The 13581-nt window shown below is 48.3% G+C and carries 12 protein-coding genes; 7 read left to right on the top strand and 5 right to left on the bottom strand.

Annotation, left to right across the window (positions count from 1 at the left end; translation table 11 throughout):
* Positions 1–17: 17 nt before the first annotated feature.
* Positions 18–767: a sulfite exporter TauE/SafE family protein gene (locus M2404_RS10505; protein ID WP_259239680.1), complete on the bottom strand. Its 750-nt coding sequence runs from the start codon at positions 765–767 to the stop codon at positions 18–20.
* 114 nt (positions 768–881) lie between these two features.
* Between M2404_RS10505 and M2404_RS10500 the strand changes: the two genes are divergently transcribed.
* The 3 genes from M2404_RS10500 (at position 882) to yjjG (ending at position 3704) form a co-directional block, all read left to right on the top strand.
* Positions 882–1751 (top strand): MBL fold metallo-hydrolase, encoded by an 870-nt coding sequence (locus tag M2404_RS10500; RefSeq protein WP_259239679.1) that lies wholly within the window; start codon positions 882–884, stop codon positions 1749–1751.
* A gap of 92 nt (positions 1752–1843) precedes the next feature.
* Positions 1844–2767, top strand: coding sequence for a Gfo/Idh/MocA family protein (locus tag M2404_RS10495; RefSeq protein WP_259239678.1), 924 nt, complete (start codon positions 1844–1846; stop codon positions 2765–2767).
* A 262-nt stretch (positions 2768–3029) separates the two neighbouring features.
* Positions 3030–3704: a pyrimidine 5'-nucleotidase gene (gene yjjG / locus M2404_RS10490; protein ID WP_259239677.1), complete on the top strand. Its 675-nt coding sequence runs from the start codon at positions 3030–3032 to the stop codon at positions 3702–3704.
* A 72-nt stretch (positions 3705–3776) separates the two neighbouring features.
* Here yjjG and M2404_RS10485 read toward each other — a convergent pair whose 3' ends face one another.
* On the bottom strand, positions 3777–4481 hold the full coding sequence (locus M2404_RS10485) for an alpha/beta fold hydrolase (RefSeq protein WP_259239676.1): 705 nt from the start codon (positions 4479–4481) through the stop codon (positions 3777–3779).
* Between the two features lie 353 nt (positions 4482–4834).
* Here M2404_RS10485 and M2404_RS10480 point away from each other — a divergent pair, with 353 nt between their 5' ends.
* The 3 genes from M2404_RS10480 (at position 4835) to M2404_RS10470 (ending at position 5887) form a co-directional block, all read left to right on the top strand.
* Positions 4835–5092, top strand: coding sequence for a DUF4160 domain-containing protein (locus M2404_RS10480; RefSeq protein WP_215397372.1), 258 nt, complete (start codon positions 4835–4837; stop codon positions 5090–5092).
* A gap of 3 nt (positions 5093–5095) precedes the next feature.
* Entirely contained in the window at positions 5096–5365 is a 270-nt protein-coding gene (locus M2404_RS10475) for a DUF2442 domain-containing protein (RefSeq protein ID WP_259239675.1), read from the top strand.
* Positions 5366–5527: 162 nt separating this feature from the next.
* Positions 5528–5887 (top strand): hypothetical protein, encoded by a 360-nt coding sequence (locus M2404_RS10470; RefSeq protein WP_259239674.1) that lies wholly within the window; start codon positions 5528–5530, stop codon positions 5885–5887.
* A gap of 167 nt (positions 5888–6054) precedes the next feature.
* On the opposite strand, the gene M2404_RS10465 is transcribed toward M2404_RS10470, so the two are convergent.
* A complete protein-coding gene (locus tag M2404_RS10465) occupies positions 6055–7863 on the bottom strand; it encodes an ABCB family ABC transporter ATP-binding protein/permease (RefSeq protein ID WP_259239673.1) in 1809 nt (602 codons plus the stop codon).
* A 35-nt stretch (positions 7864–7898) separates the two neighbouring features.
* Positions 7899–8180 (bottom strand): pyrimidine/purine nucleoside phosphorylase, encoded by a 282-nt coding sequence (gene ppnP, locus M2404_RS10460; protein WP_215397046.1) that lies wholly within the window; start codon positions 8178–8180, stop codon positions 7899–7901.
* 253 nt (positions 8181–8433) lie between these two features.
* On the opposite strand from ppnP, the gene M2404_RS10455 reads away from it, so the two are divergent.
* Positions 8434–11016 (top strand): ExeM/NucH family extracellular endonuclease, encoded by a 2583-nt coding sequence (locus M2404_RS10455; RefSeq protein WP_259239672.1) that lies wholly within the window; start codon positions 8434–8436, stop codon positions 11014–11016.
* Between the two features lie 62 nt (positions 11017–11078).
* Here M2404_RS10455 and fadE read toward each other — a convergent pair whose 3' ends face one another.
* Positions 11079–13547 (bottom strand): acyl-CoA dehydrogenase FadE, encoded by a 2469-nt coding sequence (gene fadE, locus M2404_RS10450; protein ID WP_259239671.1) that lies wholly within the window; start codon positions 13545–13547, stop codon positions 11079–11081.
* Positions 13548–13581 lie beyond the last annotated feature (34 nt).

The raw sequence follows: 13581 nt of genomic DNA, 5'->3' as shown, positions 1-13581 counted from the left end.
GCTCCTGTTTGCTGAAATTAAATAACAGATTGATAGATTACTATTACCGCCATAATGACTAAAAACACTGCAAAGGCGCGTTGCAGCTGTTGTTTTGGCAAACGTTTGCCTACGGCGGCACCCACGTAGCTACCGGCAATACCGGCAATAATCATCAGGCCGATAATGTTCCAGTCAAATATGACGCCGTCTGCAGCCATCACCCAATAGTATTTAGCAAAACCGACAAAGGATTTCATGGCAATAATAACCAGGCTGGTAGCAACACCAACCGGCATGGCTAAACCGCCCAACAGCACCAGTGCCGGTACGATTAAAAAGCCACCACCTACGCCAACAAAGCCGGTTATTGCCCCCACAATTAAGCCATCAATAACAATTTTTACCGGCTTAAACACTTTGCCATTGCCGGATTCGCCAGTGTTTGTACGCCACATCATTACCGCAGCCACCAGCATTAAAAGCGCGAATACCAGTAGTTGCCAGCGGGCATCAACTAAAGTACCCAGCCAGGCCCCGCCGTAAGTACCGGCCATACCCGGAATACCGAACCACATAACATGGCGCCAGCTAATAAGCCGTTGCAAACCATTACGCACTGAGCCAAATAAGCTGATCCCCGCTACAATTAACAGCGACGATGCTATAGCCAGTTGAGGCGGCATATGCAGCAGGTAAAGCAATACCGGTACCGTCAGGATAGAGCCGCCGGAGCCAAATAGTCCCAGGCTTAAACCAATTACTATTGCACCAAGTAAGGCCAGCATAATGTATTTGTCCTATATAACATATTGGAATATGCTTATAACATGAATTGCATTCTAGAATGGTTTTCGCTACGCTGCAATTAAATTTAGAGCTTTCTAATTTACGAGGTGTGTATGGCTGCTAATAACGTGCATATTGAAATGTTTTTTGATAAAGACAGTTCAACCTTTAGCTATGTAGTTACAGATATCAGCACTAAGGCTGCAGCCATTATTGACCCGGTGCTGAACTACGATGCCGCCGCAGGTGCCGTCAGCACGACAGACGCTGATAATATACTAGCCTATGTCACTGCCAAAAACCTGAAAGTGGAGTGGATTTTAGAAACGCACGCTCATGCCGATCATCTGTCGGCAGCGCATTATTTGCAGGTTAAAACCGGCGCACCGGTCGCAATAGGTGAAGGCATTCGTAAAGTACAACAAACCTTTAAACTGGTATTTAACCTAAATGATGACGAACTGCTGGCCAAAGGGGACTATTTTGACAAATTATTTGCTGATAATGAGCAATTTAGTATTGGCGGGGTAACGGCGCAGGTTATTAGCACCCCAGGCCATACCAACGACAGTGTCAGTTATCTGATTGCCGGTAATTTATTTGTGGGTGATTCGTTGTTTATGCCGGATTCCGGCACTGCCCGCTGTGATTTTCCCGGCGGTGACGCGCATCTTTTATATCGCTCTATCCAGCGTATTTATCAGCTGCCGGACGATACCACTATTTTTATATGCCACGACTATCAGCCAAATGGCCGCGAACTAAAATACCAAACCAGTGTGGCAGAGCAAAAAGCGCAGAATATTCATGTTAAAGCCGATACGCCAGAGCAGGAGTTTGTGCAAAAGCGCGAAGCCCGCGATAAAACGCTGGCAGTGCCAAGGCTGATTTATCCTTCGGTACAGGTAAATATCCGTGGCGGCCAGCTACCTAAAGCGGAACCCAACGGTGTGAGCTATATCAAAATTCCATTAAAGCAGTGATAAAACAATAGCGGCCGGGGTTTGTACTTTACTTGCTCCGGCTTACTGCTTTAGCGTAACCTTGCGTCAGACAAAACACACAAGGTTACGGTATGAGAATAGCGTTGCTGGGGCTTGGCGATATCGCGCAAAAAGCCTACTTACCTTTAATAGCGGCTATGCCGGGCATTACACCGCTGCTGTGCACCCGGCAGGCGGCAGTGTTGCATCAGCTTATGCAGCAATACCGTATTAAAGAAGGCTACACAGAGCTTACGCAGTTAATTGTTGCCAAACCTGACGCTGTTATGATCCACAGCAGCACCGACAGCCATTTTAGCATTGCAACAACCCTGCTTAACGCCGGTATTGCGGTATTTATTGATAAACCGCTCAGTTACAACCTGGCTGAATGTGAGCAATTACTGGCGCTGGCCGAGCGGCGTAAGCTGTTATTGTTTGTTGGTTTTAACCGCCGTTATGTGCCCTTGTATCAGCCACCTTTGGCTGCCGTGCCTGTGCAGTTGCATTACCAGAAACACCGCTACAATTTACCGGCAGATGCACGTACTTTTGTTTATGATGACTTTATTCATCTGCTCGATTTTGCCCACTATGCCACGGTATTACATAACAAAGGTAATTTTACCCCTGTGGTGTACGGCCAGTTTGACAACCAACAGGCTGACAACAAACTGCTTGGTGCGGTGCAGGTAAATTGGCAGTTGGGTAAAACTACGGTATCGGTGTCAATGAACCGGCTGGCTGGCATTAATATGGAACGGCTGGAATACTACAGCCACAATCAGCACTGGCAAATTGACAACCTGGCGCAGGGGCACAGTGCTGGAGCTAATCAGTTACAGCAACTGGTGCAGCATGACTGGCACAACACTTTATATAAGCGCGGCTTTGTTAGTATGTTGGAGGCATTTATACAGCAACTGCAAAAAGGCGGCACTAACAGTACAGAGAACAGGCGGGTATTTAGCAGCCACCAGCTATGTGAATACGTTGTGCAGCAACTGGCTGACTAAGCATAAAAAAGACCAGCCGGAAGGTTGGGGGTTCTGGCCGGTCGAATACAACTAAAGGTACCACGCAACCGGCATACTATATAACTGCTGCGTTGCGTACTTTGATACAGCGCAAGAATAACCTTGTTAGCAAGGTCTGCCCAGCGACAAAATGTAAGTGTTTATAACCGGTGTAACAACTGCCTCGCCATTAGCCAAAGCATGTATAGCCAGTGCTAAAGCTGGTAAACTATGGCGTTATTTTTTTGCTAAGGGGGCACTAGTGCGTTACCAGTGGATTTTATTTGATGCCGATGAAACCCTGTTTCATTTTGATGCCTTCAAAGGGTTACAGTTAATGTTTTCCCGCCAGCAGTATCAGTTTAATGCAGACGAATACCAGTATTACCAATCCATTAACCTGCCGCTGTGGCAGCAATACCAGCAGGGCGAAATTAGCGCGCGTGAGCTGCAGATAAACCGTTTTACGCCCTGGGCTGAAAAGCTCGGCCAAACTGCCGGTGCATTAAACACTGCCTTTATGCAGGCGATGGCAGATATTTGCACCCCGCTACCCGGCGCTGCCGAGCTTATTACTTCGCTTAAAGGCCGGGTAAACATGGGTATTATTACCAATGGCTTTACTGAGCTACAGCAGGTAAGGCTTGAGCGCACCGGTTTTGCTGATGTGTTTTCACCGCTGGTGATCTCAGAGCAGGTTGGTGTAGCCAAACCCCATATTGATATTTTTAACCATGCTTTTGCTTTAATGGGCCACCCGCCGAAGCAGCATATTTTAATGGTAGGTGATAACCCGCATGCCGATATACAAGGCGGTATTAACGCCGGTATCGACACCTGCTGGTTAAACCGCCATAGCGCTGAGCGGCCCGAAGGTGTAACGCCGCATAAAGAAGTAAGCTCGCTGGCGCAGTTGCAGCAATGGCTGCTGGGCTAAAGCTGCTAACGGCAAACACAAAACCGTTGTTTATCCGCTAAGGCCGCAACGGCGCGGCCTGGCCGGTTTAGCTTATTTAATCAGTTGGTATTGCTGTGCAGCAGTGTCGGTTTGCAGAGCAAAATGGCCCAGCAGGTAGTTATAGCTGGCATTTTCACCCCAGATACTGCTGCTGTGAATGCCGTATATCAGGCAACTGCCGGTGGCACATACCACCTGATCACTGTAACTTTTGATCGAATACACTTTCTGGCCAAAACGTGTGCCGTACAAGCCGTCCAAAAACGGGCTCGACACCGACAAACCCGCACTGCCGCAGGTTGAGTTCCATACATTGTACGGGTAAACACCACAACTTAATAAGCCGCGAAACGCCCCGGCAATACCAACAAAACTGTTTACCTGTGACGCTATCGCCAGTTTATCTATTTGCTGTGCCGCCAGTGTAGCACCCATCGAATGGCCGATAACATCTATCTTGCCGGTGCAGGAGCTGACTAAAGCTTGTTGCAATGCATTACGTACCGGTGTTTCTTCACTGCCGCTGTGATCATTGCAGGCGGCGCAACTTTTTGAACCCCAGTCTGGCCGGTAAATATCGCTGCTGCTGTAGCCTTTAGTCAGCAAGTAGTTATAGGTGTTATCCCAGCTTGCCGGTGTGGCGGTATTGCCATGCACCAGCACTACGGCATCAACACAAGCCGCCTGCGGCATCAGGCTACAACTAGCAAAAACGGCAAAAAGGCTGGTGAGTAGATAATTTTTATAGTGATACATGGTATTAGCTCCTGTTGGGTTGCAACCTAAGCTAAGCAGTTGGCGAAAAATGCACCATAGCACTTTAGTGCTGGCAAACATTAATGTGGAATTCAATCGACTCATCAATGGGCAGTGATGACTTACCAAGGAACGTTTTCAATCGCTAGGGCCAACAATTGAAGCCTCTGAAGAAGGACTTGGGCTTCCTAGAGGCTGGTCAGGTGTATCTGGCCTGAGTGAAGACATTCGCTGGAAGTATTTGCGTAAAGAGACTGACGGTTGCAATGTGCCGCAAAGTTTCATGTTAGGCCAGATTTGACTGTCAGCCCCGATGCAATATGATAGCTCTATACTTTTCGAGGGGTAGGTAAATGCCAGTTATTAGTCGCTTTTACGGAATTTTGATTGCAATGTATTTTAACGATCATAATCCACCGCATTTTCATGCAAAATATTCTGGTTACGAAGCACTATTTGCATTTGATGGAACCATATTGGAAGGGGAGCTGCCCAAACGAGCAGCTTCCTTTGTTCAGGAATGGATAGGTATACATAAAACAGAATTGGAAGAAAACTGGCGTCGAGCCAGAGCCGGTGAGCCTCTCAATTACATTGCACCGCTGGAGTAAATTATGTTGCATATTAAATCTGTAAAATACGTAGCTGATTACAAAATCTGGGTAGCATTTGATGATGGTACTTTTGGTGAAATTGATCTAGATGGGGTGCTAAACGGGCCTGTATTTGAACCGCTGAAGGAAATCACTGTTTTCAGAAAGGTATCGGTTGATCCAGAGCTTGAGACTGTTGTTTGGCCAAACGGAGCAGATCTAGCTCCAGAGTTTCTTAAAGGTTTGCATAACAAGCAAAACCAGCCGACGCGTACCGCACAGTTGCTTTGAGCATTATATGGTATTAATCATCGGAGTCTGTTTGAACAATGCTTACCTTCAAAGGTAAAACACTTATTGCTGAGGATGCGTTTTGGGTTATCCTCAAAGTACATTACGATTTATCCGGTGGAGCATTTGATGTAAGTGACATTCTTACTGCATTGGAACTGATTGGAAAACACGTCCTATGGCCGCCCGACTCGCAACAAGTTGCTAGCCTGTGTGACGATAGTTATGCCCATAACAATTAAACCAAAAACCCTGAAACCGGTAGCAGCTCTCTCTGTGCTGGCTCTGGCATATTTTTATATTGGCTTTTATGTAGACTCAGAGTTTTTTGACGTTCATCTATTCATAAAACACCGCCCCTACGCACAATTGCTTTTTGTATCTCCACTGGGAGAGGCTGATCGAAGTTATACCCCAGGAACAGAGGGTTACTTAACCCCTGAAATGGAACGTCAGCAAGCTCTTTTCGAAGAGTTTGTATATAAAAACCGCGGATACGCGCGAAGCATGAAAGTGTTCTAACCACTAGAAGCCAAGCTTAACAATGCACCGAATTTATTTGTTACCCGTCGCTGAAAGTTTTTGAGCTGGGCGCTTCCTATGTCATAGGTGAGAGCTTTAGTGCAGTGCTTGTATAACTCGTTTGAGGCTTCTCTGAGTCAATAGATAACGCTGCTCTTCTGGCCGCCTTAGCGGTCAGTTTGTTGTTTTTGTTGTAACTGCCACATACGGGCATATTCGCCGTTGGCGGCCAGCAGTTCGCTGTGGCTGCCTTGCTCTGCCAGTCTGCCGTGTTTTAATACGATAATATTATCCGCATCAGTAATGGTAGATAACCGGTGTGCTATTACCACACTGGTATGATTACGTGCTACTTCGCGCATGGCTTGTAATATGGCTTGCTCGGATGTTGAATCCAGCGCGGAGGTGGCTTCATCAAACACCAGAATTGGCGATTTCTTTAAAATGGCCCGTGCTATGGCTATGCGCTGCTTTTCGCCACCGGATACTTTTAACCCGCGCTCACCTACCAAAGTTGCATCGCCGTACGGCAGGCTGTTAATAAAACCGCGCAGGTGTGCTAAGTCTATTGCTTGTTCAACCTCCTGCTCACTGGCATCGGGGCGGCCGTAGTGGATATTGTCGCGTATGCTGCTGTTAAACAGCACAGTATCTTGCGGCACTATGGCAATAGCGCGGCGCAGGCTGTCCAGGGTAACGGTGCTGATATCCTGGCCGTCAATGCTGATCCTGCCGCCTGTGATACGGTAAAAGCGGTATAGCAGCCGGGCGATAGTGCTTTTACCGGCGCCACTGGCGCCAACAATGGCAACCTTGCTGCCGGGCGGTACTGTAAAACTTAACTGCTGCAAAATAGGCCGCCCGCACTGGTAGGCAAAATCGACCTGCTGAAAATGGATTTCACCGCTAGCAAGTTGCAGGGGGCTGGCATTTTCTGCATCGGTAATGTCGGCTTTGCGCTTAAGTAAGCCGAGCATATTTTCTAAATCTGTTAACGCCCGGCGGATTTCGCGGTAAACAAAACCTAAAAAGTTAAGCGGCAAAAACAACTGGATCATATAGGCATTAACCATAACCAGGTCGCCCAGCGTAAGTTTTTGGCTGACAACTTCGTCTGCTGCCAGCCACATTAATGCAGTAATTGCCGCGGCAATAATCAGTGCCTGGCCCGAGTTTAATGCCAGCAGGCTTAAGCGGTTTTTTAACCGGGCTTGTTCCCACCTGGCCAGAAAGCTGTCGTAGGTTTTTGCCTCGTACTGCTCGTTATTAAAATACTTTACCGTTTCATAGTTCAGCAGGCTGTCAACGGCGCGGCTGTTAGTGGTGTTGTCGGCCTGGTTGGCTTCGCGGGTGTATTTGTTGCGCCACTCGGTAATAACCACAGTAAAAAAGATATATACCGCAACCGCCAGCACGGTAACAACCGAGTAAAACGGCGAGAACAGCGTAGCGAATATCAGTGCTACGGCCAGAATTTCAAATAAGGTTGGCGCGATATTAAACATTAAAAAGCGCATTAAGAAACTCAGGCCGTTGGTACCGCGCTCAATATCACGGCTGATACCGCCGGTTTGCCGGTCGAGGTGAAACGCCAGCTCTAAACTATGCAGATGCTGAAACACCCGTAGCCCCAGCTTACGCATAGCATGCTCGGTTACCCGGCCAAACAGGGCGTCGCGTACTTCACCAAAAAACACACTGGCAAAGCGCAGGCCACCATACAGCAATAACATAGCCACGGGCACCACCAGCAAATTGTGCCGGCCCTGATCCAGCGCATCGACAATGTACTTTAATGCCAGCGGCATTAACAATGTGGCGGCTTTAGCCGCAACTAACGCCAGCAATGCCAGCAATACACGGTATTTAAATTGCCACAGATAAGGCCATAACATGGCCACTGTCTGTTTCAGGCTGGTTGCTTCAGGTCTTTTGGCGGGTTCAGGTTGTTTAGCTGCAGAGCGCATACCGCGCATGGTGGTTCCTTGTTTTGTTACCTGGGTTTATAACATCAGGCGTATGTGCAAAGGTACGCGGTATCTACAGCTACCTGCAACTGAAATTTACTATCCGCCGGTACCGAAAAATGCTGGCCCCGGCTAAAGGTTTGCCAGCCACTTGCTCCGGGCAGTAAAACGGTCAGTGCACCGCTTATTACTGTCATAACTTCATGCTGGCTGGTACCAAACTCATATTCACCCGGCGCCATAACGCCTACCGTTGCCGGTAACTGCTCGCCTTTAAAGGCGATAGAGGCAACTTTGCCATCAAAATACTGATTTACTTTAAACATATTAGGCTCCGTTATTGGTGGTCTGGCACAGTAAACCTGATCCTGAAGCCAGATGGAAGTACCGCTTTAAAATTAGATGGCTTTACGTCTATTTAATTTAGATGCTGAAGCAAAACAGCCGGTTAGCAAGGTGTAAATTATACTGACAGAAAAATGTAAGAAAATAAGCGAAATTCAACGAACAAAGTTAATGAATCTGCCATAAAAGCGCTTTATATTCAGATGTCCTTAATAACACCTCAAGGGAGAACACATGAAAATCAGGACGCTATCAGCAACTATCGCCATGTTACTGGCACCGGCAGTGAGTGCCGAGTTATTTATTTCTGAATATGTAGAAGGCACCGGTAATAACAAAGCACTTGAGCTTTACAATCCTACCGGTAATGACATTGTACTGTCAGGTTACACAATACAGGTATTTGCCAATGGTGCGGCAACAGCAACCAATACCACTACGCTTAACGGCACTGTGCCGGCAGGTGGTACTTTTGTCTATGCGCATACCAGTGCGGTAGCCGAGCTAAGAGCCCTGGCAAATCAGGTGTCAGGTAATGCGTCCTGGAATGGTAACGATGCCATAACCTTGCGTAAAGATGGTGTTGTTATTGATTCATTCGGCCAGGTTGGTTTTAACCCCGGTACGGCCTGGGGCAGTGGCGATACAGCGACCATTGACCGGACGTTACGCCGTAAAGCAGTAATGTACGACACCAATCAGTTCGACGTTTTTGAACCTGCTGATGAATGGAACGGATTTCCGGTTAACGATTTTTCTGATCTCGGTTTGTTTAATGGCGAAGGTGGCGGGCCTGAACCAGAGCCTGAACCGGAACCCGAGCCGGTTTTAAGCTGTGGTGAGCCAGCGACAGCAATTTCTGCAATACAAGGCAGTGGTATGGCAAGCCCGCTGGTTGGGCAGGTTGTGCAGGTAGAAGCTGTTGTCACTCAAACTTTACCGGGGCTGCAGGGTTATACCATTCAAGCCGTTGGGACAGAGCAGGATAATGATCCGGCAACATCGGAAGGGCTGTTTGTTTATGTCAATACCAGCAACCTTAGTGTTAATGTTGGCCAGCGTGTGCGTTTGCAGGGTACAGTGAATGAGTATTTTACCCAGACCCAGCTTAGCAGCATTACTGCAACACTTGATTGTGGCAGCAGTGCGTTACCACAACCGGTTGAGATGACTCTGCCTGTACTGAATTTAAGTGAGCTAGAAGCGGTAGAGGGCATGCTGGTGCGGTTTAGCCAGCCACTAACAGTAAATGATACTTACACCCTGGGCCGCTATGGTGAATTAACGCTGGCGAATGGCCGCCGTTATACGCCAACTCAGGTTGTCGCACCGGGGGCTGACGCCATTGCGCTGGCAGCACAGCATGCGCTGAATAAAATTGTGCTTGATGATGCCAGTACAGTACAAAACCCGGCCATAGTGCCATATCCTACAGGCGGTTTATCGGCTGCTAACACTGTGCGTAGCGGTGATACTGTGATCAATTTAACCGGTACCATGCATTACTCTTTTAATGAGTACCGCATCATGCCAACGACAAGTGTTAATTTTGTACATAGCAACCCCAGAACTGCTGCGCCGGAACTCTCTGACGATGGCAATGTTAAAGTAGCCAGTTTCAACGTGCTGAATTACTTTAACGGTAATGGTACCGGTGGTGGTTTCCCAACCGCACGGGGTGCTAATACGGCTGCAGAGTTTGAACGTCAGCGGGCGAAGATCCTGTCTGCTATGGTTGCGATGGATGTCAGCGTGATTGGCCTGATGGAAATTGAAAACGATGGCTATAGCAGTACCTCTGCTATTGCTGATCTGGTGCAGGGGTTGCGTGCGGCGTCAGGTAACAGCAGCTGGCAATATATCAGTGCAGCCGGCCCGGTTGGCACGGATGAAATAGCGGTTGGGTTAATTTACCGTGCTGATCAGGTAGTGCCGGCAGGCGAGCTGTTGATCCTTAATTCAGCAAACTCAGCTACAGACGGTCAGGGCGCAGCATTGTTTAACGACAGCAGTAACCGGCCTATGATGGCACAGCGTTTTAGCCTGACAGAAAACAACGCTGAATTTGCCGTGATGGTTAATCACTTAAAATCTAAAGGTTCTGCTTGCGGTGCTACAGATCCGGATACCGGCGATGGCCAGGGCAACTGTAACCTGACACGTACCCGCGCAGCCCAGGCAATTGGCATTTTTGCCGCAGAGCATTTTGCTGATATTCCGGCAGTGGTAATGGGTGACTTAAACGCTTATGCCAAAGAAGATCCTATTACTACACTGGCACAGGCCGGTTATATCAATGTGTTTGATGCGCTGGGTAAATCGGGGCATGGCTATGTGTTCTCTGGTTTATCGGGGTCATTGGATCATGCCTTGCTAAATGATGTGGCGCTGCAGTACCTGGCCGATGCCACTAAATGGAATATTAACGCCGACGAGCCAATAGCGCTGGATTATAACGTTGAGTTTAAATCCCCACAGCAGCAGCTTGATTTTTATGCGCCGGATGCATACCGCTCGTCAGATCATGATCCGGTAATTGTATCGTTTAATCTGGCAGGGGCTTTACCACCACTGGACGTAAGCCTGGAGCTGGTGCGTACGGTGCGAGCCCGTTTTGGTATGAGCCTGGTGCAACTGGACTGGAGTGGTGAGGCAACAGGGTTAACCTTGTACCGTGACAACGAAGCCGTGCGCGACTTAACAGCACCGGGGCGTATTAGCGACAACTTCCGCTCTGAAGCGCCAACGGTAACTTACAAAATTTGTCAGCAGGCAACAGCCAGTTGTTCAGCCGATTTAGTGGTGAACTTTAACTAAGGTTATTGTGCAAATAAAAACGCCGGTGTGAAAACCGGCGTTTTTTATCAGCTAAAAATGATTTATGCCGCCTGATCTTTTTCTACTGCACCGGCACCTTGCTGGCGCAGGGTTTTATCTGCTGCCAGGTATTCCGGGTCAAAATCATCAACATTAATGGCAAATAAACGGCCACGTTCAGCCACCCGTAGCTGCTCGGCTTCAGCTTCGCTGATGGCTTTTAGCTGTAAACCTAATTCCGCAACTTCATTCAGGCGGTAGAACGGCAGGCGTTTACCGGCAGCATGGGTAACCTTGTCAAACACCGGTTCAGCGGCCAGAACATCCAGTAATGCCTGCTCCAGCAAACCTAACTGGTTTAACGGTTCGTTTTTCAGGTATAAATGGTGGCCCAGACGTGAGCGCGCTTCGCCGGGTGTTTGCATAACGCGGGCAACTTTGTGTTCAGTAACATCTGACGCTTTACGTAAGGTGCGGCCCCACGGAAATACCACCCGTTTTAATACTACACCCACTACACGGTTCGGGAAATTATCAAACAGTTCGTTTAAGGCTAGTTGCGCTTTGGCAAGGTTGTCTTCACAGGCCCACTGCACCAGCGGTAAATCGTCAATTTTACGGCCTTCATCGTTGTAGCGCTTTAACACTGCTGATGTCAGGTACAACATACTTAAAATATCACCCAGACGGGCAGATATACGTTCGCGGCGTTTTAAATCACCGCCTAAGGTACCCATGGCAACATCAGACATCAGCGCTAACGCTGCACTGAAACGGTTCATTTGCTTATAGTATTTTGCCGTTGCATCGCCATAAGGCGCGCTGCTAAAAGCACCACCGGTTAATGATAACCAGAAGGTACGGAAGAAATTACTGATAGCAAAACCGATATGGCCGAACAGTGCTTTATCAAAGGCGGTTACTGCCGCGCCCTGATCATCTAACTGGGCCGCCTGCAATTCGGCCAGTACATACGGATGGCAGCGAATAGCGCCCTGACCGTAGATAATCATATTGCGGGTTAAAATATTGGCACCTTCTACCGTAATAGCCACCGGTGCGCCCTGATACCCGCGGGCAAGGTAGTTATTGGGGCCCATACAAATGCCCTTACCACCGTGAATATCCATTGCATCAATAATGGCCTGGCGCATCCGCTCGGTCATATGGTATTTGGTAATAGCTGAAATGACAGACGGTTTCTCGCCCAGGTCTATTGAGCCAACAGACATAGTGGTAGACGCATCCGCCATATAGGCATAACCACCAATACGTGCCATCGCTTCTTCCACGCCTTCCATTTTACCAATTGGCAATTTGAACTGACGGCGGATACGGGCATAAGCACCGGTTGCCATAGCAACAGCTTTAATGCCACCGGTACTGTTAGATGGCAGTGTAATAGCACGGCCAACAGACAAACACTCTACCAGCATGCGCCAGCCCTGGCCTGCCATTTTCGCGCCACCGATAATGTAGTCCAGTGGTACAAATATATCTTTACCCTGGGTAGGGCCATTTTGAAACGGCACATTTAGCGGAAAGTGACGGCGGCCAATTTTTACGCCCGGCGTACTAACAGGAATAAGTGCACAGGTAATGCCCAGCTCTTCTTTATCACCCAGCAGTTTTTCCGGGTCGTATAGTTTAAATGCTAAACCCAGCACCGTCGCAATAGGTGCCAGAGTGATATAGCGTTTATCCCAGGTCAGGCGCATACCAATAACTTCTTCGCCTTCCCACTGGCCTTTACAAATTATGCCGGTATCGGGAATAGCGCCTGCGTCTGAACCGGCCTCAGGGCTGGTTAGCGCAAAACAGGGTACTTCCAGGCCTTTGGCCAGGCGGGGTAAATAATGTTTTTTCTGCTCGTCAGTACCGTAGTGTTGCAGCAGTTCGCCCGGGCCTAACGAATTAGGTACACCGACGATGCTGGATAACACCATGCTCTTGCTGGTGAGCTTTTGCAGCACACAAGATTGCGCGTAAGCCGAGAACTCCAGGCCACCGTATTCTTTTTTGATGATCATGGCGAAGAAACCTTTGTCTTTTAAATACTGGTAGACTTCAGGTGTTAAATCGGCACGTTCGTGTGTGGTGTGCCAGTCATCCATTATTGCCAGCACGTCTTCTACCGGGCCGTCGAGAAATGCCTGCTCTTCGGCACTTAAGCGCGGTACCGGAAAGTTATGCATTTTGTGCCAGTCCGGGTTACCACGGAATAAGTCAGCTTCCCACCAGGTAGTGCCGGCATCAATGGCTTCCTTTTCTGTGCTGGACATTTCCGGCATAATTTTGCGGTACACTTTAAGCAGCGGTTTAGTCAGGTATTGCTGACGTACTGCGGCAATATTCAGCGGCAGTGCAAATAGTAAAAATATTATCCAGCTTATGGTGCCAACCACCTCTAATGCCGTGCCAACTGCCAGTATTACCGCAATAACAGCGGTAAACATTGTTAAGCTGGCGCGGTTGTACGCCAATATGCCAATTGCGGCGATAATTACTGCAAAAAAAACTAACCCTTCCATTATTTTCTCCCAATGAGAGGTCTGACCACTATGC

It is taken from the genome of Rheinheimera pacifica (assembly GCF_024809855.1).
GTDB lineage: Bacteria > Pseudomonadota > Gammaproteobacteria > Enterobacterales > Alteromonadaceae > Alishewanella > Alishewanella pacifica_A.
Note: the sequence above shows the minus strand (reverse complement) of the source record. Positions and strands in the feature narration are given on the sequence as shown.

Excerpts from the sequence above, each read along its gene's own strand:
- M2404_RS10485 (WP_259239676.1), bottom strand. The coding sequence starts at position 4,481 with ATGTATCACTATAAAAATTATCTACTCACCAGCCTTTTTGCCGTTTTT.
- M2404_RS10495 (WP_259239678.1), top strand. The coding sequence starts at position 1,844 with ATGAGAATAGCGTTGCTGGGGCTTGGCGATATCGCGCAAAAAGCCTAC.
- M2404_RS10475 (WP_259239675.1), top strand. The coding sequence starts at position 5,096 with ATGTTGCATATTAAATCTGTAAAATACGTAGCTGATTACAAAATCTGG.
- M2404_RS10465 (WP_259239673.1), bottom strand. The coding sequence starts at position 7,863 with ATGCGCGGTATGCGCTCTGCAGCTAAACAACCTGAACCCGCCAAAAGA.
- ppnP (WP_215397046.1), bottom strand. The coding sequence starts at position 8,180 with ATGTTTAAAGTAAATCAGTATTTTGATGGCAAAGTTGCCTCTATCGCC.
- fadE (WP_259239671.1), bottom strand. The coding sequence starts at position 13,547 with ATGGAAGGGTTAGTTTTTTTTGCAGTAATTATCGCCGCAATTGGCATA.
- M2404_RS10505 (WP_259239680.1), bottom strand. The coding sequence starts at position 767 with ATGCTGGCCTTACTTGGTGCAATAGTAATTGGTTTAAGCCTGGGACTA.
- M2404_RS10455 (WP_259239672.1), top strand. The coding sequence starts at position 8,434 with ATGAAAATCAGGACGCTATCAGCAACTATCGCCATGTTACTGGCACCG.
- M2404_RS10480 (WP_215397372.1), top strand. The coding sequence starts at position 4,835 with ATGCCAGTTATTAGTCGCTTTTACGGAATTTTGATTGCAATGTATTTT.
- M2404_RS10500 (WP_259239679.1), top strand. The coding sequence starts at position 882 with ATGGCTGCTAATAACGTGCATATTGAAATGTTTTTTGATAAAGACAGT.